Source organism: Sphingobacterium sp. NPDC055346, assembly GCF_053645235.1.
On record NZ_JBSHMI010000007.1, the window covers coordinates 12,998 to 35,491 of the forward strand.

Annotated in this window: 19 protein-coding genes; 7 read left to right on the forward strand and 12 right to left on the reverse strand. The window is 42.0% G+C overall.

What is annotated here, in order from left to right; genetic code table 11:
* Window positions 1-188: 188 nt before the first annotated feature.
* The gene (locus ACWICE_RS14460) at window positions 189-2,441 is read right to left on the reverse strand and encodes a glycoside hydrolase family 20 protein (protein WP_454298657.1); all 2,253 of its coding nucleotides are present in this window, start codon (window positions 2,439-2,441) and stop codon (window positions 189-191) included.
* 142 nt (window positions 2,442-2,583) lie between these two features.
* Here ACWICE_RS14460 and lipA point away from each other — a divergent pair, with 142 nt between their 5' ends.
* Complete coding sequence (gene lipA, locus ACWICE_RS14465) at window positions 2,584-3,465, forward strand: lipoyl synthase (RefSeq protein WP_185213281.1); 882 nt, start codon at window positions 2,584-2,586, stop codon at window positions 3,463-3,465.
* 74 nt (window positions 3,466-3,539) lie between these two features.
* Window positions 3,540-4,436 carry a hypothetical protein gene (locus tag ACWICE_RS14470; RefSeq protein ID WP_454298658.1) on the forward strand — a complete coding sequence of 299 codons (897 nt, stop codon included), beginning with the start codon at window positions 3,540-3,542 and terminating at the stop codon, window positions 4,434-4,436.
* Window positions 4,437-4,438: 2 nt separating this feature from the next.
* On the opposite strand, the gene ACWICE_RS14475 is transcribed toward ACWICE_RS14470, so the two are convergent.
* Both ACWICE_RS14475 and ACWICE_RS14480 read right to left on the reverse strand, forming a co-directional pair.
* A complete protein-coding gene (locus ACWICE_RS14475) occupies window positions 4,439-6,088 on the reverse strand; it encodes an amidohydrolase (protein ID WP_454298659.1) in 1,650 nt (549 codons plus the stop codon).
* A 126-nt stretch (window positions 6,089-6,214) separates the two neighbouring features.
* Window positions 6,215-6,625 (reverse strand): BrxA/BrxB family bacilliredoxin, encoded by a 411-nt coding sequence (locus tag ACWICE_RS14480; protein ID WP_185213285.1) that lies wholly within the window; start codon window positions 6,623-6,625, stop codon window positions 6,215-6,217.
* Window positions 6,626-6,787: 162 nt separating this feature from the next.
* Between ACWICE_RS14480 and ahcY the strand changes: the two genes are divergently transcribed.
* A complete protein-coding gene (ahcY, locus tag ACWICE_RS14485; protein WP_254529650.1) occupies window positions 6,788-8,104 on the forward strand; it encodes an adenosylhomocysteinase in 1,317 nt (438 codons plus the stop codon).
* A 95-nt stretch (window positions 8,105-8,199) separates the two neighbouring features.
* Here ahcY and ACWICE_RS14490 read toward each other — a convergent pair whose 3' ends face one another.
* The 4 genes from ACWICE_RS14490 to upp all read right to left on the reverse strand — a co-directional run bounded on the left by ACWICE_RS14490 (window position 8,200) and on the right by upp (window position 10,963).
* Entirely contained in the window at window positions 8,200-8,739 is a 540-nt protein-coding gene (locus ACWICE_RS14490; RefSeq protein ID WP_454298660.1) for an AAA family ATPase, read from the reverse strand.
* A 12-nt stretch (window positions 8,740-8,751) separates the two neighbouring features.
* Window positions 8,752-9,354: a nicotinamide riboside transporter PnuC gene (gene pnuC, locus ACWICE_RS14495; RefSeq protein WP_454298661.1), complete on the reverse strand. Its 603-nt coding sequence runs from the start codon at window positions 9,352-9,354 to the stop codon at window positions 8,752-8,754.
* A gap of 388 nt (window positions 9,355-9,742) precedes the next feature.
* The gene (locus ACWICE_RS14500; RefSeq protein ID WP_185213289.1) at window positions 9,743-10,216 is read right to left on the reverse strand and encodes a ribonuclease H-like YkuK family protein; all 474 of its coding nucleotides are present in this window, start codon (window positions 10,214-10,216) and stop codon (window positions 9,743-9,745) included.
* A 102-nt stretch (window positions 10,217-10,318) separates the two neighbouring features.
* A complete protein-coding gene (upp, locus tag ACWICE_RS14505) occupies window positions 10,319-10,963 on the reverse strand; it encodes a uracil phosphoribosyltransferase (RefSeq protein WP_185213290.1) in 645 nt (214 codons plus the stop codon).
* 117 nt (window positions 10,964-11,080) lie between these two features.
* On the opposite strand from upp, the gene uvrB reads away from it, so the two are divergent.
* Both uvrB and ACWICE_RS14515 read left to right on the forward strand, forming a co-directional pair.
* Window positions 11,081-13,114, forward strand: a complete 2,034-nt coding sequence (gene uvrB / locus ACWICE_RS14510; RefSeq protein ID WP_313261627.1) for an excinuclease ABC subunit UvrB — start codon at window positions 11,081-11,083, stop codon at window positions 13,112-13,114.
* A 53-nt stretch (window positions 13,115-13,167) separates the two neighbouring features.
* Window positions 13,168-13,602, forward strand: coding sequence for a hypothetical protein (locus tag ACWICE_RS14515; protein ID WP_313261629.1), 435 nt, complete (start codon window positions 13,168-13,170; stop codon window positions 13,600-13,602).
* Window positions 13,603-13,634: 32 nt separating this feature from the next.
* On the opposite strand, the gene ACWICE_RS14520 is transcribed toward ACWICE_RS14515, so the two are convergent.
* From ACWICE_RS14520 to ACWICE_RS14535, 4 genes are all read right to left on the reverse strand, one after another.
* Window positions 13,635-15,659 (reverse strand): alpha-galactosidase, encoded by a 2,025-nt coding sequence (locus ACWICE_RS14520; RefSeq protein WP_454298662.1) that lies wholly within the window; start codon window positions 15,657-15,659, stop codon window positions 13,635-13,637.
* Window positions 15,660-15,805: 146 nt separating this feature from the next.
* A complete protein-coding gene (locus ACWICE_RS14525) occupies window positions 15,806-16,969 on the reverse strand; it encodes an alpha-hydroxy acid oxidase (RefSeq protein ID WP_454298663.1) in 1,164 nt (387 codons plus the stop codon).
* Between the two features lie 118 nt (window positions 16,970-17,087).
* Window positions 17,088-17,612, reverse strand: a complete 525-nt coding sequence (locus ACWICE_RS14530) for a DUF4833 domain-containing protein (RefSeq protein WP_185217645.1) — start codon at window positions 17,610-17,612, stop codon at window positions 17,088-17,090.
* A gap of 65 nt (window positions 17,613-17,677) precedes the next feature.
* Entirely contained in the window at window positions 17,678-17,860 is a 183-nt protein-coding gene (locus ACWICE_RS14535; protein ID WP_093100438.1) for a hypothetical protein, read from the reverse strand.
* Window positions 17,861-18,447: 587 nt separating this feature from the next.
* Here ACWICE_RS14535 and ACWICE_RS14540 point away from each other — a divergent pair.
* Together ACWICE_RS14540 and ACWICE_RS14545 are read left to right on the forward strand one after the other, a co-directional pair.
* Window positions 18,448-18,579: a hypothetical protein gene (locus ACWICE_RS14540; RefSeq protein WP_313261635.1), complete on the forward strand. Its 132-nt coding sequence runs from the start codon at window positions 18,448-18,450 to the stop codon at window positions 18,577-18,579.
* A 130-nt stretch (window positions 18,580-18,709) separates the two neighbouring features.
* Window positions 18,710-20,101, forward strand: a complete 1,392-nt coding sequence (locus tag ACWICE_RS14545; protein WP_313261636.1) for an APC family permease — start codon at window positions 18,710-18,712, stop codon at window positions 20,099-20,101.
* A 65-nt stretch (window positions 20,102-20,166) separates the two neighbouring features.
* Here the strand turns inward: ACWICE_RS14545 and metE are convergent, their stop codons facing one another.
* Complete coding sequence (metE, locus tag ACWICE_RS14550) at window positions 20,167-22,476, reverse strand: 5-methyltetrahydropteroyltriglutamate--homocysteine S-methyltransferase (RefSeq protein WP_254529636.1); 2,310 nt, start codon at window positions 22,474-22,476, stop codon at window positions 20,167-20,169.
* Window positions 22,477-22,494 lie beyond the last annotated feature (18 nt).

Consider the following 22,494-nt stretch of genomic DNA (forward strand, 5'->3'; position numbering starts at 1 on the left):
GTCGGAGTGCAAAGTTACATTTTTATTTTAATAATGAACGAATTATTTCATCGAAAAAATTGAACCTTCCTAGCTGCTTATTTAAGGAATTCATTACGTTTTCCTCCAATTAAACCCTTTATGCTTATCCTCACAAAAAGTTTCGCCCATAAAAAAGGGAACTCAATGATCTGAATTCCCTTTTTCCATTAATAAATGACTATCTCATCGGCGAATAGATAACCCTTCATCGGGTTAGTCGCCTTGATCTGTATATATCGTGCCATGACCGGCTTTTCCAGCTTGATTTCAAACTTCTGAAATTTCAATGCCGGGTCTGTCGTGCTTACCTGATTTTTTACGGTTCCCAATTCTCTGTAACTTTTTCCATTGTCCGAAACCAATACCGTAAACTCTCCCGGAAAATATACCCCCGGTGCTGGGATTTGCATAAAATTTAAGGCTACAGATTTAATCTCTTCTCTTCTCTCAAAATCCACAATCACATCTACGCCTTTGGTAAATCCCTGCCATTGTCCATCCTGGTAGGTCAATGTTCCTTTTATGCCGTTGGTCAGCGTCCTGTTGCCCTGAGCAGGATATCCTTCCCAAGCCGTTTTATAAATCACTTCTTTTCCAATGGCCTTATGTATATCCAGTTCTATGGTCTCCACCGGACTGACCCTAGCGGAATCCAAAAAGGATGCAGCCTTGATTACCGCCGATTTCGATAGCTCGATCGGAAGATTGTACAAGGTCGATGATTTGCTCGGTTCCGTCCCATCTATCGTATAGCGGATGTTTGGTTTAAACTGCTCCGAAGACAAACTAACGGTGTTCCTGACATGAACAGAATCAAAATCTACCTTATTGATCACATTATAGGATGGACGGTAATAGTTCACCTCCAATTTCTGTAATATCTTATATTGCTGTTGCAGTCTCTTTTGGAAATCAGGCCAGGACTTACTTTCCTTATCGGTCCATACCACTTCCGATAGCGCTAATGCTCTTGGGAATGCCATGTATTCCACATGTTGGTAGGTTGGGATGTGTTCCGTCCATACATTCGCCTGTGCACCTAGAATATGCTTTTTCTTATCATCTTGGATCCCTTCCGGGATAGGGTTGTAGCTATAGACCTTTTCCAATGGCAAAAATCCACCCAAGGCTTCAGGCTGTGTCCTAGGATCGGTTTGGTAACCATCAAAATATAAATATGCCCCAGGCGTCATGATGACATCATGCCCAGCATTCGCTGATTTAATCCCGCCTTCTTCACCTCTCCAGCTCATCACGGTGGCTCCCGCTGTCAATCCTCCTTCTAATATCTCATCCCAGCCTATCAGCTTTCTGCCTTTGGATTGCAGGTACTCATCCATTTGCTTGATGGCATAGGACTGTAGTTCATCTTCCGACTTCAGACTATCCCTCTTCATCAAGGCTTGGCATTTCGGACAATTTTTCCAATGGGATTTATCAGCCTCATCGCCTCCGATATGGATATACGGGGAAGGGAAGATGGTCATTACCTCATCCAAAACATTCTTAAGGAATTTATAGCTGTCCTCATTGCCTAAACAGAATTCACCTTGGGTATAAGGTTGGCCTGTACAGGATAGTTCAGGGTAAACGGCTAATACCTCTTCGGAATGTCCTGGCATTTCAATCTCTGGAATAATGGTAATTCCACGCTTAGCGGCATAGGCTACCAGTTCCCTTGCTTGGTCTTGCGTATAATATCCTCCACTGGCATTTGGGGTACCTTCGTCTACATATTGTCGACCATTGTTCCACCAATCTTTCCACAGCGTATGCGTCCTCCAAGCGGCCTTCTTCGTCAATTCTGGGTACTGCTTGATCTCCAATCTCCATCCAGCCCCATCTGTTAGGTGCCAATGGAAGTAATTGAATTTATAAAGCGCCAATAGGTCAATGTATTTCTTTAGGAAATTAAAGGGCATAAAATTCCGGGAAACATCCAAGTGCATCCCTCTATAGGGAAATCTTGGCTTATCCTCGATGCGTACAAATGGCAAGGACTTACTGTCGTTCAGATAGCTCAATTGCACCAGACTATAGATTCCCGGGATCATCGCTTGAGCGGAATGCGCCTTAATGAGGATACCCTGTTCATCCACCTCAATGAGGTAGCCGTTTGGGTCAACACGGTCATATTCTTCCGCCTTAAACAGGCGAATTCCCGAATTATGCTGTTTTTTGATCTTTTTAACTAACTCTGAATTTCCAATATGAATGCCTGGTATCTCATTGACCAGATCTGCAACCTGGGAAAATTCCTCGGTATAGTAGAGATCTAGTTTGTGGTCGAGGTTGAAATTTCCTTCTTGGGAGACCACTTTGACAGGTCGTGGAATTATGGCAATTTCCTGTTCTTGGGCAGATAGCCATAAGGGTAACAAACAGGTCAAAAAGAGTAATTTACGCAGATGATGAACCATATTGGAGAATAGGGGTTTGATTTTTAGCAAATATCCTAAAAAAATAATATTTAGATAACAATAAAAGTAGAGACATGGTTTTTATGAGATTATCCTAACATTCGTTTAACATAAATACTGTAAATATCATTAACTTTGTTGCATGATTGAACTTCCTGTAATTCCTGTAAACCAGACTCAACGTAAACCAGATTGGTTGCGCGTAAAGCTACCTGTTGGAAAAGAATACCGACATGTAAGAAGTTTGGTTGATGAACATAAGCTGCATACCATTTGCGAAAGTGGAAATTGTCCTAACATGGGTGAATGTTGGGGAGCAGGTACTGCTACCTTTATGATCCTAGGAAATATCTGTACGCGATCGTGTTCATTCTGCGCCGTAGCTACCGGTAGACCACTACCTGTAGATCACGATGAACCAAACCGTGTGGCAAATTCGGTCAAATTGATGCAGGTTAAGCATTGTGTTATTACCTCGGTAGACCGCGATGACCAGAAGGATGGAGGTTCACAGATCTGGGCTGAGACAATCTTGGCTATCCGTAGGGAAAGTCCTGAAACAACTTTGGAAACCTTGATCCCTGACTTTAAGGGGCAATGGGAAAACCTAGACCGCGTATTGGCCGTTCGTCCTGAAGTGGTGTCCCATAATATTGAGACCGTTAGAAGATTGACCCGTGAAGTTCGAATCCAAGCTAAATATGACCGTTCATTGGAATGCTTGAGAAGGATCTCCGAAGCAGGTCTTCGTACGAAGTCAGGTATTATGTTAGGTTTGGGTGAAACTGAAGAGGATGTTATCGAAACTATGCAAGATCTGTACAATGTAGGGGTAGATATCCTGACCATCGGACAATACCTTCAACCTACAAAGGCACACCATCCTGTTATTGATTGGGTAACCCCTGAACAATTTGAAAAATATAAAGAAATCGGATTGAAAATGGGATTCAAATACGTAGAATCCGGACCATTGGTAAGATCATCCTACCATGCTGAAAAACATCTCTTCGATATGCAATAAAGATTAAATCCTTAGAATTCTAAGGATTTTTTTTTGGAATACATTATTTTTAACCTTTATCAATAGTGTTTGATATGTTTTTCAAGAGAATATTTCTTCCCTTATTCCTACTGGAGCTGTTATTGCTTTTGTTGACCAGTTTAGCCTATTTCCTGCTGGTCCGCTTTTGGAATATTAATCTTCCAGAATGGGTATTGTGGATGTTTCCTATTGCTCTGAGCCTCTTTTTTGTCTATATCTTTCTCCATCGTATCCTTCGCATAATTTTTCCCGACATATCAAATGATGCCATGAAACTGGTGCCGATTGGGATTTTATTCGTGCTTGTTCCCATCCTTACGGCAGTCTTATTTCCAGCATTGGCCAAGAGTATCCGTTACAATTTCGCTACGGTGCAACAGCTGAAGAGCATCAATAACCTGAAGGCCGGTGAAAGCCCTGTTTTTTTGGAAGTAGAGGATTGGTATGTGGATCGCATGCGCGTCATTCCCATCCGCAGCATCAGTACTCCTTCTCTCTTGAGTATGGGGAAACATCAGGTCAATATCCTGTTTATTGCGCCCATTTTCTCCAAAACAGATGCCTACCGAACGCATGCCAAGGCATGGTTAGGTTTTGCCTATAGCAAGGTGTTTAGTCGAAAGGAACTGAATGAGCACCTAGATGATAAGTTTGCTAAAGGGTCTATAGCCCATTTCAAGAAAATGAATGTGCGTGGTTTTGACTATTTTGAAGCATTTCCTAGGGGCGAACAATATGAGGTCTTTAAGGAGATGGCCCAAGTTCACGATTATTTTAAAAGTGGTTACATCAATATTTACAGAGGACAAGATGTAGACCGAGATATCTTATCGATCTACCATTTTAAGTATTTCCTGTTCCTGTTTGCAATCATAGGAATCCCGGGACTATTGATAATCGCAGGATTGATTGCCTATTTTAAACCTAAGGAATTTGATGGGCTGGAATAAGTTTATTTATTGGACCTGAGATATTCAGTCTGCCCAGCAATAACCGTTCTCAGGGTTTTAACATCTCTCAATTTCTCATTGGGAGCAGTCATGATATCGTCTTCCAAGATCACGAAATCCGCATCTTTACCTTTTTCTATACTCCCGCGTTTCTTTTCCTGGAAGCAAGAATATGCTGCCCAAATGGTCATGCCTCGCAAAGCCTGCTCTCTTGTAATGGCATTTTCCATCTGGAAACCACCATCAGGGAACCCTACCTTGTCCACACGTGCAACAGCAGCGTGGAAACCATAAAGGGGATTGTAATGTTCCACGGGGAAATCACTTCCCAATGCCAATAATCCATATTCTTCCAAGAGCTTCTTATAAGCATATGCGCCTTTGATACGATCCGGTCCGATGCGATCTTCTGCCCAGTACATATCCGAGGTAGCATGGGTCGGTTGAACCGATGGGATGATCTGGAATTCCTTGAATTTATCAAAATCATTAGGGGCAATGATCTGCGCATGTTCTATCCTCCAACGGCGTTTTTTGCCATCTTTCAGGTATTTGCCATAGGTGTCCAAGATAATCCTATTGGCAGAATCACCGATAGCATGGGTATTTACCTGGAAATTGCTGTTGGCCAACCTTCTGATGACCTTGTCAAATTCTTCGGGGCTTTGCAATAGGAATCCATTGGTTGGTGCGTCATGGTACGGGTGCAATAGACATGCACCACGAGAACCCAAGGCTCCATCTGCCATTAGCTTAAAAGAGCGTACCGTCAATCGGTCCGACTCGAATGTTCCGGACCTCAAATAGTCCTTTACACTTTGTTCATTCGCAAGCACCATGGCATAATCCCTGATGGCCAATGAATCCTCATTATAGAATATCTTCAGGGATTCAATCTGTTCTTTGGTTAATCCGGCATCGACGATACTGGTCAGTCCTACCGAAAGCAGTGAATCTTGAGCTCTTCTCAAAATCTTCAGCAAAGCTGAATTTTGTTGTTTAGGAATGTGGCTCTGAACCAACTGCATGGCATTGTCGATCAGGATGCCGTCAGGCAACCCTTCCTCGTTGACCGATATAACGCCACCCTCAACAAAATAAGCGCTGTCTAGAGATGCTTTTTGCAATGCATTGGTATTTGCCAGCGCAGCATGATAATCCACCCTTGTCAAATAGATTGGAATATTCGGGAAATATTTATCCAAGGAATCCTTGGTCGGGAAATCTTTTACCTCCCATAGGTTCTGGTCCCAACCATTACCAATGATCCATTTTTTGTCTGGATTGGCGCTAGCATAGGCTTTTAACCTTTCTAATACTTCATCAAAAGACTTTGAACCCACCAAGTTTACCTCATCCATGCCCTCTGCTAACATAAAGAAGTGCGCATGGGCATCATAAAACCCAGGATAGATAAACTTGCCTTCCACATCCAGTTTCTCCTTTGCATCATATTTGTTCAGTAAATCTTGTGAATCCCCCAGCTCGACAATGACGCCATTGTTTACGGCAAAGGCTTCCACTGTAGAAAAAAGAGAGTCTACCGTGTACACTTTCGCATTATAAACTATCAAGTCAATCTGTTTATTGGTGGTACAGCTTATGAACAAGCTAATCAGAAATAGAAATATAAGGTTGGTTTTAAGATTCATCGTTTCGTTAAGATGATTTAAGACAAATGTACTAAGAAAAAGCTGAAATTGCCCTGAATAAGAAAAAGCTTCTTTTAAGGTTAAAAGAAGCTTTTTCGATATTCAAAAATCAAAATACAATGAATGTTAGCAGTACTCGTCGAAAGCTGCAACTAAGTTGTCAGCAATCATTTGAGCAGGTCTGCCTTCAATCATATGTCTTTCTATCATATGCACCAACTTACCATCTTTGAACAATGCCATTGCTGGAGAAGATGGAGGGTAAGGTAACATATACTGACGTGCTTTGTCTACTGCTTCTTTTTCCATTCCGGCAAATACAGTAACCAATTTGTCAGGGTGTTTTTCGTTTTTAACGGCAGCTTTTGCAGCTGGACGCGCATTGGCAGCAGCACAACCACAAACCGAGTTTACTACTACGAATACAGTTCCTTCAGAAGGAATTGCAGAGTCAACCTCAGATGCTGACTTTAATTCTTGAAATCCAGCATCAACTAATTCTTGACGCATTGGAGCTACTAAATATTCTGGATACATATTCTAATTCTTAATGATTTATGCAAATATAGTCTTAAATGATACCATAGTCAAGCCGTTATCCTCAAGAAAATGTCAATTTTACAGTGAATAATGCAGCAATGTTTTGAATTGATTTGACTATCAAGTAATTTTGTGGTTCTAAAATCAAAAAGGAAAACTATGTCATCATTAGAAACTACCTACGTACCTTACAAAGTAAAAGACATCTCTTTAGCAGAGTGGGGCCGTAAAGAAATAGAATTAGCAGAAGCGGAAATGCCAGGCTTAATGTCCTTACGTAAGGAATTTGGTGCAACCAAACCTTTAAAAGGCGCAAGAATCGCTGGCTGTTTGCACATGACTATTCAAACTGCTGTATTGATTGAAACCTTAGTTGAACTAGGTGCGGATGTATCTTGGTCTTCTTGTAATATCTTCTCTACTCAAGATCATGCTGCTGCTGCTATCGCTGCTGCTGGTATCCCTGTTTATGCTTGGAAAGGCATGAATGAAGAGGAATTTAACTGGTGTATAGAACAAACCTTGTTTTTTGGAGAAGATCGACAACCATTGAACATGATCTTGGATGATGGTGGTGACTTGACCAATATGGTATTCGACCAGTTCCCTGAATTGATCGATGGCATCAAAGGTCTTTCTGAAGAAACCACTACAGGTGTGCACCGTCTATACGAACGTATGAAAAACGGTACTCTTCATTTACCAGCGATCAATGTTAATGACTCCGTGACCAAATCTAAATTTGATAACAAGTACGGATGTCGTGAATCTTTGGTTGATGCCATTCGCCGTGCGACCGATTTGATGTTGGCAGGTAAAGTTGCGGTAGTTGCCGGCTATGGTGATGTAGGTAAAGGTTCTGCTGAATCATTGCGTTCTGCAGGTGTGCGTGTATTGGTAACTGAAATTGACCCAATCTGTGCTTTGCAGGCGGCAATGGAAGGTTATGAGGTGAAGAAAATGGAAGATGCCATCAAAGAAGCTAATATCGTGGTAACTACGACCGGTAACAAAGACATCATCCGCCCTGAGCATTTCAAGGCAATGAAAGATAAAACTGTAGTTTGTAATATCGGTCACTTCGACAATGAAATCGATGTGGCTTGGTTAAACCAAAACCACGGCAGCTCTAAAGTAGAAATCAAACCGCAGGTTGATAAATATACAATCGATGGCAAAGATATCATCCTCTTAGCTGAAGGCCGTTTGGTAAACCTAGGTTGTGCTACGGGTCACCCATCTTTCGTGATGTCAAACTCGTTCACCAACCAAACATTGGCTCAATTGGAACTATGGACCAATACTGACCAATACAAAAAAGAAGTGTACACCCTACCTAAACACCTTGATGAAAAAGTTGCTCGTCTGCACCTTGCCCATATCGGTGTCGAATTGGATGAATTGACTCCTGAACAAGCTGAATATATCGGTGTAACTGTTGAAGGCCCTTATAAGCCAGAAGCATACCGTTATTAATATGAGTATTTAGTAATTAGTAGTTAGTATTTAGACTTTGCTGATTGCTTAATCTATAAATAAGAAAGCCGAGGGATATCCCTCGGCTTTCTTGTTTATAGCTTTAATTGCTTTTTTACGGCATTTAATCCGTTCTGTAGTCTGGCCTCTTCTAGACCGGAAATGATTACGTATTCCGCTTGGAGGGCCTTTAGTTCCTCTTTCCAAACTTGCATAAAGTGTGCTCTTTCTGTAGGGAAATCTCGTAATGGATCATCTTCCCATGGTAGGTCTATATCCATCAGGAGATAGAGGTCATACTTCCTTGATCTGATTTCTTCAGTTACTTCCTCTGGAGTATAGCCAAAAAGATGATCAGACCAAATCTTAACCGTCAATATCGTGGTATCACAAACCATGAGTCCATTGTTTGCCGATGCGGTCAATGCCTCTTCCAGTGCAACCTGCCCGTAAAACATATTGGTCTCATCCTGTAAGGTATATTGATTGTTCAGGTTTTTGCAATAATATCGAGCATATTCGGGGACACAGACCGTTCCTAACTCTTTGGCAAGGTAATTTGCCATGGTGGATTTGCCTGTTGATTCCGGACCGACCACTGCAATCTTCCTGGGATGCACTCTTTCAATTTCCATAGAAAGGCAATATTACTGAAAATTTTGATAGGTTTTCTTCCAATCCCGGTAGCCATTCCAAGCAATAATGGCAAAAGCCAAATAGAGCAGAGCTGTCAAGAGCAGGTCCTTGTGGAAATATAAGGGGATATAGCAGATGTCCACAAATACCCACAAAAGCCAATTCTGAAGCACCTTTCTCGTCATCAGAAACTGCGCAACAAAACTGGTTGCTGTACAGAATCCATCTGCATAAGGCACATCGGTGTCGGTAAAACGGTCTAAGACCAAGCCCAATATCCCCGAAAGCACCAAAATCACGACAATGGTCAAAAGCATCTGTTTGCTGTTGAAGGAACTGATCGGACGCTCTTCAGAATGGGCCCTTTTATTCCAATAGTACCACCCGTAAATTGCTGTCCCTAAAAAATAAATCTGCAGAATAGAGTCGCCATACAGCTTGTTTTGATAGAAGATAAATAAATAGGTCAGGACGGAAACAATACTGATAGGCCAATTCCAGATATTTTGCTTGGCGGCAAGATAGACACACAGGAAACCGGTAATCGTTGCCAACCATTCCAGGGGAGAAGTCAGCAGAAACTGCTCATATAATTGCTGTAGGAAGTCCTGCATGCTCTTTTTCTAGATATTTTCAATAAAAGTGCCCATTCTAATCCATTATTAAAAATTATGGTCAGAAAAATTTCCCATTTCAGGACAGGAAACGGTCCAATAGTAGGGGTCTTATTCGAGGCATGTTCGAGAATCATTCGAGAATCATTCTGAAAAAATTATAGCCAATTCGGAATTTCCGAATGTGTCTCGAATGAGGTCAAGGTGAAACCGCAAGATTTCTTAAAAGGTTACCAAAAAAATTCTACAAGGTTTTCAGAAAAATTAGGGGAGAAGATTTTTACTGACCTAGGATTTAGATCAAAATTGTGGGGGTAAGTTATGCATCCTTCAATTACGGGGAGTAATTAAAGAGGTGACTCGGTTAAGAAGGGATCTCTGTTCAGGCTTATTGAACCAATTTATTGGCGCAATTCGTGCTGGCGAAAGATTCTGGTTTAGCCTTAAAAATAAAACCCATTCCTAGGATGTAGCCCATGGCTTCCTTCAGTGCAGTATTGGATTGGAAATTTGGATTTGTATTGATGTCGGCGTGGACTTCTAGATCGATTTGGTATTGATCCAAGAGGGGGCAAAGTTCGTATGCGGTTTCAATCGAATGCTGAACTTCTAAAAGCATTCTTTCTTTGATGGTCATGTTGTGACTTTTCTTGTCTTTTCTGATGAACATAAAACCACCTCGGTGTTCTCTGAGGAAGACAACGACTGTTGCAAACTCGACCGTTCCTCTTTTGACTTGGGAGTCAGTGCCAATGTAGACCTTGAGTTTGTTGCCAGCATTTTTCTCCCTTACAATGGTCTCCTCAACTGCGGACCATAAAGGAAGTTTTATTGTCTCTCCGTTGTATTTTTGCCATTCCATAGTATGAAAATTTGTTTATTAAATTTACGGATATGTGATTCATTATCTAATTGTTATATGTTAATAAATTGCTAAGTATTTGTTTAATTTAAAGCGCTTTTTCTATTCTTTGTTGCCAAAAGCCAAGTCTCCAGCGTCGCCTAACCCCGGAACGATATAAGACTTGCTCGTCAGCTCATTGTCCACGGCACCTACCCAGATCTGTACTTCGGGCAAGAATGCCTGAACATGCTGTAGCCCTTCTTCAGAAGCGATGACCGTGGCGATATGCAGTTCCTTGATGTCATAATCATTCATGAGGTCCTTGCAGCATAAGACTAGACTGCGGCCGGTGGCTAGCATGGGATCGGCCATAATAACGATCTTACCATCTAGGTTAGGGGTGTTCTGATACTTCTTGTGGATCTCAAACTCACCGCTTTTCTTGGTATGCCTATAGGCAGCTATAAAAGCAGAGTCTGCATTGTCGAAATAATTCAACAAGCCTTGGTGAAAAGGCAAACCTGCACGGATTATCGTTGCGATGACCGGTTGAATGCTCATGAGATGGGTATTGGCCACGCCAAGTGGAGTTTCCACTTCTGAATATTTGTATTCGAAGGTTTTGGAGATTTCATAGGCCATTACCTCGCCTAAGCGTTCCAGATTCCTTCTGAATCGCATCCTGTCTGTTTGAACCCCTACATCCCTTAGTTCTGCTAAGAAATGGTTTGCAATGCTGTTTTGTTTCGTTAAGATAGTGACCATGACAAAAAGTCTTGTTAGCTACCAAAATAACAATAATTTTTCGGATTCGTTTGTTTGCAGGGCAGATAACTATAAAGGGAATAAAATTTGATAACTTAGGTGTACGAAAGGCATTCTATGAAATTTGAGTTAACATCAGAGTATAGACCAACAGGTGACCAACCTGGAGCAATCAAAGAATTGGTGAGTGGCGTGGATCAGGGCGAAACCTATCAGACCCTTTTGGGGGTTACAGGTTCGGGGAAGACATTTACTGTAGCGAATGTAATCCAGCAAACCCAGAAGCCCACCTTGATATTAAGCCATAACAAGACCCTTGCGGCGCAGCTGTACGGAGAATTCAAGCAATTCTTCCCGAACAATGCGGTGAATTATTTTGTGTCCTATTATGACTACTATCAACCGGAGGCTTTTATTGCCCATACGAACACGTATATCGAGAAAGATCTGGCTATCAATGAGGAGATTGAAAAGCTGCGATTGGCAACGACTTCGGCCCTGATGTCTGGAAGACGTGATGTTATCGTGGTTTCATCGGTTTCCTGTATTTATGGTATGGGTAATCCGGAAGACTTTTCCAGGTCTATATTCCGTTTCGGCGTAGGGACTACCATCAGTAGGAATGCATTCCTGCATAAGTTGGTCGAAATCCTGTACGCACGGACTACTGCTGAATTTAAACGTGGAACATTTCGCGTAAAGGGCGATACCATAGATGTTTACCCTGCATATTTGGATGTAGCCTATCGTGTTTCCTTCTTTGGAGATGAGATTGATGAGTTGAGTGAAATCGATCCGGTTTCGGGAAGGACTTTGGAAAAACATGAAAGCCTGGCTTTATTTCCAGCGAATCTTTTCGTGACGCCAAAGGATAAATTTACCCAGTCCATCTGGTCGATTCAGGATGAATTGGTAGCTCGGAAAACCCAATTGGAGGATGAAGGAAAAATGCTGGAAGCTAAAAGGTTGGAAGAACGGGTGAACTACGACTTGGAGATGATGCGTGAGTTGGGCTATTGCTCAGGAATCGAGAATTATTCCCGTTTCTTTGACGGCCGGGATCCGGGCATGCGACCGTTCTGCCTGTTGGATTATTTCCCTGATGATTATCTGTTGGTGATCGATGAGAGCCATGTGACCATACCGCAATTGCGGGCAATGTATGGTGGTGACCGATCCAGGAAGATTTCCTTGGTTGAGCATGGTTTCCGTTTGCCAGCAGCATTGGATAACCGTCCTTTGAACTTTCCGGAATTTGAGTCTTTAACCAATCAGACCATCTATGTTTCAGCGACTCCTGGAGATTATGAACTGCAACAGACCGAAGGTGTGGTTGTGGAACAGGTGATCCGTCCGACTGGACTGTTGGATCCGGTTGTGGAAGTCAGACCGGCGGTGAATCAGGTGGACGATTTCTTGGAACAGGTTGATAAAACGATAAAAGAGGGTGGAAGGATTTTGGCTACGACCTTGACCAAACGGATGGCTGAGGAGCTGACCAAATACATGACCCGATTAAATATCAAGGTTCGGTATATACACTCAGAGGTAAAGACTTTGGAAAGGGTCGAGATCTTGAGGGGACTGCGTCTGGGCGAGTTTGATGTATTGGTAGGGGTCAATCTATTGAGGGAAGGACTTGACTTACCAGAGGTGACCTTAGTGGCCATCCTGGATGCGGATAAGGAAGGCTTCTTGCGTTCGGAAAGATCCTTGATCCAGACCATCGGTCGCGCAGCTCGTAACGACAAGGGACGTGTGATCATGTATGCCGATAAGATGACAGATAGTATGCGTGTGACAATCGATGAAACCAATCGCAGAAGGGATAAGCAGATTGCCTATAACCTGGAGCATGGCATAACACCTAGGACAGTAGGGAAGACCAAAGAGGAGATCCTGGAACAAACTTCAGTGGCTGACTTTAAAGGCGAACCTAAGTTTTATGTTGAGCCGGAAGCAGGTGCCTCCGTTGCGGCTGATCCTTTGATCGAATATATGAGTGAAAAGGAAATGAAGAAGGCGATAGAAACTGTGAGAAAACGTATGGAGAAAGCTGCCAAGGAAATGGAATTCTTGGAAGCTGCAAAACTTCGGGACGAAATGTTCTCTCTGGAGAAAACCTACGAAGAGAAATTTGGAGCAAAATAATTTTGTTTTAAACCTGTAGAATTTTTGGAGGTCTAAACACAAAAGCCTCCATTATGAAAGCGATCCAGCACAGCCTTATTTTAGCGTTATTTTTTTTCCTATCCTTCCAGGTTAATGGACAAGAAATAAATAAATCAATAGATATAGTTGGTTTTACCCAAGACCAGACCTTTGATCATCTCAAGCAATTTGCGCTTGAGAATGATTATTTCATCAAGAAGTTAGACCGTGCAGAGGGTTTTATACAATTAGGATTTCTCTCGAGGACCAATAACCTCTTTAGAAGTGATTATAAACTAGCCATTAATGTGCTATTGAATTCCGTCAATGAAACTGATTGTAGGATTACCTTGCAGATCTATATGCAGGAAGGAACTACAAGAGATTTAATTACCACTTATGAAGATAAAGGAATGATTAAGTCTGAAAAAGGCTATTCCGATCTGCTTTCGTTGATTAAAAAATATATGGATAGGCAAAGGGAATAACAACGAGAATCAATGCTTGTTGATTCCATCAATTATTCCTTTTCCAGTTTAAAGATCCTACCTCCAATGCTTTCAAATTCTATTTCCAGCTTTGAAGCAACCTTACTTTCCTGGGTATTGATCAGGTCCTGCATCTTGTAGTTTCCAGTCAGACCTAAACTTTTCAGGTCAATTTCAAAATGGGCATGAGCTTCCTTGAAGTTGATTGCAATCAAATAAGCTTTGTTCCCTTCGCGTTTCAAATAGACATTGCTGGTTCTATTATCCTGCATGATTGGAAGAGGTCTAAAGCTTTTTCCATTTTTAATGATGTTCAGGATCTCTGGGTTCTGAAGAATGGGTTCCATGCTGTTATGCCACTCTTCGACCTGGGAGAAATCATCACCTAAGATCAATGGTCCAGCGACAACTCCTGAAAGGAACCTTGCTATATTGACATCATGGGATTCGCCTGTAAACACCAAGTGGTCAGCATCGATATAATCATAGAGGAAGGTCTGCCAGAAGCCAAAGGTTATGGCGTTTAGGGTATAGGCTGTTTGATCGATCGTTTTCCAAGCATCGCAAGCTATCCTACGCATGTGGGCATACCTATAAGTGGCAAGGGAAGGGGATATGGCTGCATAGATCAGCATTTGATTATCTAACAGCTCATTCAGGTAAGTCATCCCAATCGCATAGGCTTGCATTCCGGTTTTGACATTTGGATTGTAGAATTTACTTGATTCTATGGCAGCATGGGAAAGGAAGTCAATTTTGATCATCTTGAACCCACATTCCTTTAGTTTCCCGAGGATGTATTTCATTCTGGCCTGCGTGCCGGGATGGGTAGGGTCCAATGCCCTGCCACCGTCAAGGTTATGGAATCCAGCACTGGTCTTGGTCCACATCTCTCCGAAGGTATAGTCCGATCCCTCGGCTTTTCGATCAGGTCCAGAACCATGCCCCCAATCAGTAAATGGAGCCCAATACACCCCAGGTTCCAATCCTGAAGCTTTACAGTAATCGGCAAATTCCTTTAATTTACTGTAATCACCTGTCATTCCTCCCGGTACCATATTGTCCCAGAAAGAATCTAGGTCGATATAGGCATTTCCGTTTTCATTTCTGAATTTTGGGAGTCTGTCCTTGAAATAATCCACCGTTGCGGTCGCATTTTCCCAGGAAAGCTTGGTTTGGATCACGCCCCAGCTGTTCCAACCTATTGGAGTGCCTGCTGTCCATGCCTTGATGTTGGGAGGAAAAAGTTTTCTTTGGAATTTTGCAAATTCATCCAGACCGTCTTGCCAATTTTTGGAATAAGAGATCAGGATTTTGGAGGAACGGATTTCATTCCCGGAAAGATAACCGTGCTCCATGGAATCGCGGGTAACACTTGCCTTGACAAAGCCATTTTTGACTTCAAGGTCTGTTTGCTGTTGATCTTGCTTCGCCAAGATCCCCGTTTTCCAGGTTGATTGATCCAAAGATGCGGTCAGGAATCCGGATTGGTCATTATTGTCATATAGAATCCCTAACTCAGAGCTTTCATACGGTTCGGATGCAAAATCTTGCTGCTTGTATTCGATAAATGTATCGTTGTCGAAAGGGACAAAGACAGAACTCAAGTTTTTTCCAGATAGAAGGGATTGTCCTTTTAGTTGGAAAGGCGATAATGCATTTGAGCTGATGTTCCTGCCTTTCAAGACGAGCTCCATAACGAAAAAAGGACTTCCCTCATAGAAATAGAAGTTTTGGATGGCCTTTGTTCCATTTTTGGAGAGATGCTCAATGGAATAGCAGATGCCTGAGCCTGCATTGTCCTTAAACTTTTGTTTTAAGGCCCGGGGATTTGATGAGGACACATCTTGAACCGCGCCGCTTTTTAATTGGTAGCTGGATATGGCATTTTCAAATACCAGTTTCTTGTTTTCTAACAAGGAAAAACTACCTTTTTTGAGGTCGTATCGAAATTCTTGATTGTTGTTGAGTTTGACTTCAATTTGAGCTTGAAGGGTTTGGAATGGCAAGCAAAGAAGGCATATTAGCCAGAATAGGTTCGAAAATTTAAATAACATCTTGATTAGGTTGTACGGTTTTCATGAATAGGTTGCTTCATAAAGTTGTCCAATGTACATCAAAAAAACGGGAACAAATGGGGCTGGGTACAAAAAAATAGGCTATAAAAGAGTTTATAGCCTATTTTTTACAAGAAATTATCGAGTTACAATAATCTTGAAGGGAACTGTTTTATATTTTCAATACTTAATTGTTGCATGACTTGATAAAGTTGCGCTTTAAACATGTTAATGGTATGGTCTCCACCTTCATCGCCTAAGGCACCCACTCCATACATGAATGGTCTTCCCATAAAATTGAAGTCAGATCCCACTGCATAGGCGCGTCCAAGGTCTACACCTGATCGGATACCTCCATCCAACATGATCTTAACCTTGCTGCCATAGCTGGTATTTTGTGTCAAGCGGATCAAGGAATGGATAGAAGATTCACCGGCATCAATCTGTCTACCGCCATGATTGGAAACAATTACGCCATCGACCCCGATGGAAATTGCAGCTTCCATATCTTCTTGGGTTGTGATGCCCTTCAACAGCAGTGGACCTGGCCATAGATCACGGATGGCCTTTACCTTTTGGATGTTTACTTTACCTGTAAAGGTCTTGTTCATGAATTGCCCCAGTTGGGATAGGTCAAGACCTTTTTCCATATAGGGTTGTAGGGTTGCAAAATTTGGGATGCCGTGCTGCAGGGTCTTGATTCCCCATTCAGGACAGATCATGGCCTGGAATATATTGCTGATATTCATTTTGGGAGGCATGGACAGTCCGCTCTTGATTTCGCGATAGCGAAGGCCAAAGGATGGTACATCGACCAATACCACGAGCACTGGACATTCCACGGCTTTAAGCCTATTTAATATATCGTCACGAAGGCGATCTTCGGTAGGGTGATAGAGCTGGAACCAGGCTTCGCCATTGGAAACTTCGGCAATTCTTTCAATGCTAGAGGTCGATACCGTACTCAGGATATAGGGAACATTGTTCTTTGCTGCTGCCTTAGCCAATATTTCGGGTGCATTAGGCCACATCAGACCCTGCAAACCGATGGGGGAAATCCCAAAAGGTGCGGAATAGGTTTTTCCGAAGAGTTCAACGGACATATCAATATCTCCGGAAACATGGAGGTATTGCGGCTTTAAAAGGATATCATCAAAATCATTCTCATTTCTGGCCAAATTGAGCTCTTCATTACATCCGCCTTCCAGGTAATCAAATGCAAATTTTGGAATGCGCCATTTCGCTCTTTTCTTCAAGGCAGCTACAGAAGGATACCCTGGGTTATAGGGATACTTGATTTTTACACTCATTTTTATTTAAGATTTAGGTGGTGCCCACGAAATTACGGTTAAAAAATTGAAATATCCATCCTGTGCTATGCGGTGGGAACCAGAAATAGCTATTTAAAATATTTTAAAAATGGGACTTTTAGTCGATCAGGAGTTTCTCTACGACCTCTTTGTTTTTGGAAGTTCCGTAAAAAAGAATGTAATCGACCTTGGTTGTTAAGCCAGATGTGCCATCTTTTTGTCTAATGAAAATCCTGTTTACTTTTATTTTTAGCCCATTGACGGTAGTCACAACGTAGGCCTTGCCTTTTGTTGGAACGGTCAGGTAAAATTTCTGACTGGGAAGCGATACAATGGTTGCTTCGTAGGTATGGGCGTCAATAGGCTTGGCTTCGATGCCATAGGCAAAGTTTTTCTGAATACCGGTAAGGGGTCTTATTTCTCCGGACTTATCAAATATTTGGCGATATACCCGGATGGGTTCATCTTCGTCCACTTTATTTGAGCCATTCTTATTCAGGTCGTAGATAAAGGTGTTCTTACCTCGATTGTGTTGGATATAGAAGAGCAGGTTTTCTTTGTTGGTTGGAGTAGGGTAGCCTTCTTGGGCTTGTGCATAGTGAGTAGTAACGAATATCAGTAAGCTCAAAATGAATCTATTCATCTTATTTATTTTGATGGGAAGTTACTGATATTCGCATTAAGTGATAATGAAATTTTAGTTAAAGTTTAATTTGTTCCCCCGCGTCCCCCAAACAGCTTGGAAATCAACCATATTACGAGGACAACGGCGCCAATCACCAAGATGATTCCCCACCACATCCCTGCTTTAAAAATTCCTTCAATTAACGAACAGCTGCTGAACAATGATGTTGTCAGTGCAAGTGCCAAAAATCCAATATATCTATTCATAGTTCTGTGTTTAGTTTATTAAACAATTTCAAAATGATAATGTTTGATTTGGAGGTCTACAGTGGGAATGGCCATAAAGGTGAAATGATTCTCTTCGTTACTTTTGGAGCCTTCTTTAGCGCATTTTGATTCTGAACGTATAGTGAGGAATCTGTATGGTTTTCTTATACCCATGCGTGTCATCCTGGACCGAAGGTGCAGGAACCTTTCGCCAAGATTATTTGTCTGGTTCCGAGAACCTTCGTGCTTCAGGTTGACAGGGGTAAAGGATGATTTTTGAGCTATACTGCCCTAGAAGGGCAGATTTATTTTAGCAATCCCATCGCACAGGGCAACGGCATTCTTTCCATTTTTCCGCCATTGGAAATGAGCCGGTGGCTAAGGGGCTTCCTTCGGAAGGATAATGTTTGTCTACAAAGAGAACCCACAGCGTGGGTGAAATATTTTTCAATGAATCTTTCTGTGGAAAGAAAATAGATTGCTCATCTTACGATTTCGCAATGATAACAATCCATTAAAAAAAACAGTAATAGATTCTTCGTTTCACTCTGAATCCCTCTCAGAAAACTTCTGATTCTGAACAATTCGTGAAGAATCTGTTCGGTACTCCAGCAAAAGGCTCTGTCATCGTCAATCGAAGATTGACGAACTGTACGCCAATACCGGTTTATTTACAGGAAAGCTATGCTATGTTCCGAGAACCTTTCTTCTTCAGGTAACGGCATGATACGCTGATACTGTGTGAGATGTCTCATTTACGCTAATAAATGTGGTAACAACAATTTTATGAAATAAGAAAATTATTAACATAATAATTATTTGTACGTTTGGTGAATATAATAACCAATTATGAATAAAAAACTCAATTTATGGGACTCCATTATGATTGTCATGGGTTCTATGATTGGAAGTGGGATCTTTATTGTTTCATCGGATATGATGCGACAGTTAGGGTCGGGCTATTGGCTGATTGCTGTATGGCTGATTACTGCGGTTGCGACCATTGCTGCCGCAATCTGTTATGGTGAACTTTCTTCGATGTACCCTAAAGCTGGTGGACAATATACCTACCTGACTGAAGTCTTTGGGAAAATGACTGGCTTTCTGTATGGATGGAGCTTATTTGCCGTGATCCAGACAGGAACCATTGCCGCTGTTGCGGTTGCTTTTGGCAAATTCGCCGGCTACCTCTTTCCACAGCTGAATGATGCAGCTCCCATTTACCAGAATGGCACCTTTATGATCACCTGGATGCAGATCCTTGCCATTGGAATCATACTGTTGTTAACTTTTATCAACAGTAAGGGGGTGCGGAGTGGCAAGATTGTCCAATCCGTCTTCACCTCTTCCAAGGTCATTGCCTTATTGGCCCTAATCGTTGGCGGGCTTCTATTGATCGAGAGCAATCAGTTTTCAGGGAACATGAGCTTCGGTTGGTCTGCTTCGCAGAATCTTGACCATTCAAGCTGGAAAGAGATTTCAGGTAATGTGTTGCTTGGTGGAATTGCTGCGGCCATGGTAGGTTCGGTTTTCAGTAGTGTAGCCTGGGAAAATGTAACCTTCGTGGCGGGGGAGATTAAGAATGCGAAGAAGACTGTGGTAATAGCCATGGTGATCGGAACCAGCTTGGTGATGATCCTCTACCTGTTTGCCAATTATGTTTATTTAGCCACTTTAAATCGAGAAGAAATTGCCTTTGCCGCGAATGATCGTGTTGCGATAGCTGCAGCTGAAAAGTTATTGGGAAGCGCAGGGACCATTATCATGGCCATATTGGTGATGATCTCAACCTTTGGCTGCGTGAATGGAATTGTGCTTTCAGGAGCAAGGGTTTTTCAGAGCATGGCCAAGGATGGCCTTTTTCTGAAGCAGGCCATTCCAAACAACAAGAATGATGTTCCGGAAAGATCACTGTGGTTTCAGGGAATCTGGGCTTCGCTATTGTGTTTGAGCGGGCAGTATGGGAACCTATTGGACATGGTGTCCTTTGTGATCGTGATTTTCTATATGATCACGGTCCTGGCGATGATGTATCAGCGCTGGAAGAGACCTGATCTGGAAAGACCCTATAAAACATTCTTATATCCTATCCCTCCATTGGTCTATCTCTTGATCGGAACAGCTTTCTGTGTGCTTTTGATCTTGTATAAACCACAGTACACCTGGCCTGGGTTTATATTGATCCTGATGGGAGTGCCGATCTATTATTTTGCCAATCGAAAGAAACCTGTATTAAAATAAATGATAAGTAAAAGGCCGAACAAAAATTGCTCGGCCTTTATCTTATTTTAAATTACTAATGTTTCTTATTCAGCTCTTAGGATTTTGGCAGCTTCTACCATAGATTCTAAGGCAGCTTTAGTTTCTGGCCAAGCACGAGTCTTCAGACCACAGTCAGGGTTTACCCATAATTGCTCTGCAGGAACTACTGCTTTTGCTTTGCGTAATAAGTTAACCATCTCTTCTGTGCTAGGAACACGTGGAGAGTGGATATCATATACACCTGGACCAATATCGTTAGGATATTTGAAGTCTGCGAAAGCATCTAACAGTTCCATTTGAGAACGAGAAGTCTCGATGGTGATTACGTCAGCATCCATGGCAGCGATATCTTGGATAATATCGTTGAACTCAGAATAGCACATGTGCGTGTGGATTTGTGTATCGTCATCAACATTGGATGAAGAAACGCGGAATGCACGTACAGCCCAGTCTAAGTATTCCTGCTGATCAGCTTTGCGTAGCGGAAGTCCTTCACGGATAGCTGGCTCATCAATTTGGATGATCTTGATACCTGCTTTTTCCAATGCCTGAACTTCGTCCAAGATTGCCAAAGCGATTTGGTATGTAGTTGTAGAACGAGGTTGGTCGTTACGTACGAATGACCATTGTAAGATGGTTACAGGACCAGTCAACATTCCTTTTACAGGACGGTTAGTCAAAGACTGCGCATAAGCAGACCAACGAACAGTCATGTCTTCAGGACGGTAAACATCACCAAAAATAATTGGAGGTTTAACACAACGAGAACCGTAAGATTGAACCCATCCGTTTTGTGTGAATGCATATCCAGCTAATTGCTCACCGAAGTATTCCACCATGTCATTACGTTCGAATTCACCGTGTACCAATACATCGATATCTAAATCTTCCTGTAAACGGATTGTTCTTTCTGTTTCAGCAGCGATTTCTTTATCGTATTCTTCTTGAGAGATGGCACCTTTTTTCAAGTCAGCTCTCCATTTACGAACATCCTTAGTTTGTGGGAATGAACCGATTGTAGTGGTTGCGAATCCTGGAAGATTGAACTTCGCTTGTTGCGCTTCTTTACGAGCGTTGAAAGTAGAAGTACGCTTAGCATCTTCATCAGTGATGTTGCTGACGCGGTTTTTAACCTCTGGTCTGTGGATTAATGGAGAAGTACGGCGGCTTTCAGCAGCTTCTTTGTTTGCTTCGAAACGTTTTTGTGTTTCAGCATCAACTTCACCTTCAGCCAATACTGCAAGGTCTTTTACCTCAGCTAATTTTTGTTTAGCGAATGCTAACCAGTTTTTAACCTCAGCAGGTAGGGACTCTTCATTGTTCTCATTGTCCAAATCAAAAGGAACATGCAATAAAGATGAGGAAGGAGCGATCCATACACGGTCTTTTCCTAAAGCATCAACAGCTTGTTTGATTTTTTTCAATGAGTTTTCGTAGTCGTTTTTCCAAATGTTACGGCCTTCAACAACACCTAATGAAAGGGTTAGGGAAGCAGGAACTTTGGATAATATAGTGTCAAGTTGGTTTTCACCACGAACTAAGTCTAGGTGTAACGCATGCACAGGAAGGTTAACAGCAATGTCTTCGTTGTTTCCTAATGCCTCGAAGTATGTAGCAACGATTAATTTGATGCCTTTGGCAGCTGCAGCTAACTTTTCGAATACTTTTCCGTAAAGAGCTTTGGTAGCATCATCGATATCTAAAGCCAAGAAAGGCTCATCGATCTGCACGTATTTAGCGCCAGCATCAGCAAGTTTAGCCAAGATCTCTTCGTATACTGGAAGTAATCTGTCGATTAGATCGATACGGTTAAAATCAGCTTCTTTTTCTTTACCTAACAATAAGTAAGTGATAGGGCCAATCAGGACAGGTTTAGTTTCGATACCTGATTGTTTTGCTTCATTGTATTCACTTAGGAATTTTTCTGAAGTCAGTTTGAATTCTTGATCTTTCACGAATTCAGGAACGATATAGTGGTAGTTTGTATCAAACCACTTGGTCATTTCCATGGCAGTTACATCAACGCCACCTTCTTGGAAACCACGAGCCATCGCAAAATATAAGTCTAGGTTATATTGGCGATCGATTTTGTTCAAAAGGGAGTTGTAACGAGCGGGAATAGCTCCAACAGTTAAAGATAAGTCTAGGACTTGGTCATAGAATGAGAAATCATTCGATGGGATCAATTCGATACCTGCATCTTTTTGAGTCTTCCAATTGCTTTCACGGATTTTAAGTCCAGCCTGCAATAATTCTTCCGCGCTGATTTTCTTTGCCCAGTAAGCTTCGTTAGCTTTCTTCAGTTCACGGAAAGCACCCACACGTGGGTAGCCTAAATTGTTTGTTAATAGCATATAGTTCTCTACTAAATT

What these genes read in the sequence shown, in the direction of transcription:
- ACWICE_RS14515 (WP_313261629.1), top strand. Translation starts at nt 13,168, where the DNA reads ATGAAAGCGATCCAGCACAGCCTTATTTTAGCGTTATTTTTTTTCCTA.
- ACWICE_RS14480 (WP_185213285.1), bottom strand. Translation starts at nt 6,625, where the DNA reads ATGTATCCAGAATATTTAGTAGCTCCAATGCGTCAAGAATTAGTTGAT.
- ACWICE_RS14470 (WP_454298658.1), top strand. Translation starts at nt 3,540, where the DNA reads ATGTTTTTCAAGAGAATATTTCTTCCCTTATTCCTACTGGAGCTGTTA.
- ACWICE_RS14490 (WP_454298660.1), bottom strand. Translation starts at nt 8,739, where the DNA reads ATGGAAATTGAAAGAGTGCATCCCAGGAAGATTGCAGTGGTCGGTCCG.
- lipA (WP_185213281.1), top strand. Translation starts at nt 2,584, where the DNA reads ATGATTGAACTTCCTGTAATTCCTGTAAACCAGACTCAACGTAAACCA.
- ACWICE_RS14525 (WP_454298663.1), bottom strand. Translation starts at nt 16,969, where the DNA reads ATGAGTGTAAAAATCAAGTATCCCTATAACCCAGGGTATCCTTCTGTA.
- pnuC (WP_454298661.1), bottom strand. Translation starts at nt 9,354, where the DNA reads ATGCAGGACTTCCTACAGCAATTATATGAGCAGTTTCTGCTGACTTCT.
- ACWICE_RS14520 (WP_454298662.1), bottom strand. Translation starts at nt 15,659, where the DNA reads ATGTTATTTAAATTTTCGAACCTATTCTGGCTAATATGCCTTCTTTGC.
- ACWICE_RS14460 (WP_454298657.1), bottom strand. Translation starts at nt 2,441, where the DNA reads ATGGTTCATCATCTGCGTAAATTACTCTTTTTGACCTGTTTGTTACCC.
- ACWICE_RS14475 (WP_454298659.1), bottom strand. Translation starts at nt 6,088, where the DNA reads ATGAATCTTAAAACCAACCTTATATTTCTATTTCTGATTAGCTTGTTC.
- uvrB (WP_313261627.1), top strand. Translation starts at nt 11,081, where the DNA reads ATGAAATTTGAGTTAACATCAGAGTATAGACCAACAGGTGACCAACCT.
- ahcY (WP_254529650.1), top strand. Translation starts at nt 6,788, where the DNA reads ATGTCATCATTAGAAACTACCTACGTACCTTACAAAGTAAAAGACATC.
- metE (WP_254529636.1), bottom strand. Translation starts at nt 22,476, where the DNA reads ATGCTATTAACAAACAATTTAGGCTACCCACGTGTGGGTGCTTTCCGT.
- ACWICE_RS14500 (WP_185213289.1), bottom strand. Translation starts at nt 10,216, where the DNA reads ATGGAATGGCAAAAATACAACGGAGAGACAATAAAACTTCCTTTATGG.
- ACWICE_RS14535 (WP_093100438.1), bottom strand. Translation starts at nt 17,860, where the DNA reads ATGAATAGATATATTGGATTTTTGGCACTTGCACTGACAACATCATTG.
- ACWICE_RS14545 (WP_313261636.1), top strand. Translation starts at nt 18,710, where the DNA reads ATGAATAAAAAACTCAATTTATGGGACTCCATTATGATTGTCATGGGT.
- ACWICE_RS14530 (WP_185217645.1), bottom strand. Translation starts at nt 17,612, where the DNA reads ATGAATAGATTCATTTTGAGCTTACTGATATTCGTTACTACTCACTAT.
- upp (WP_185213290.1), bottom strand. Translation starts at nt 10,963, where the DNA reads ATGGTCACTATCTTAACGAAACAAAACAGCATTGCAAACCATTTCTTA.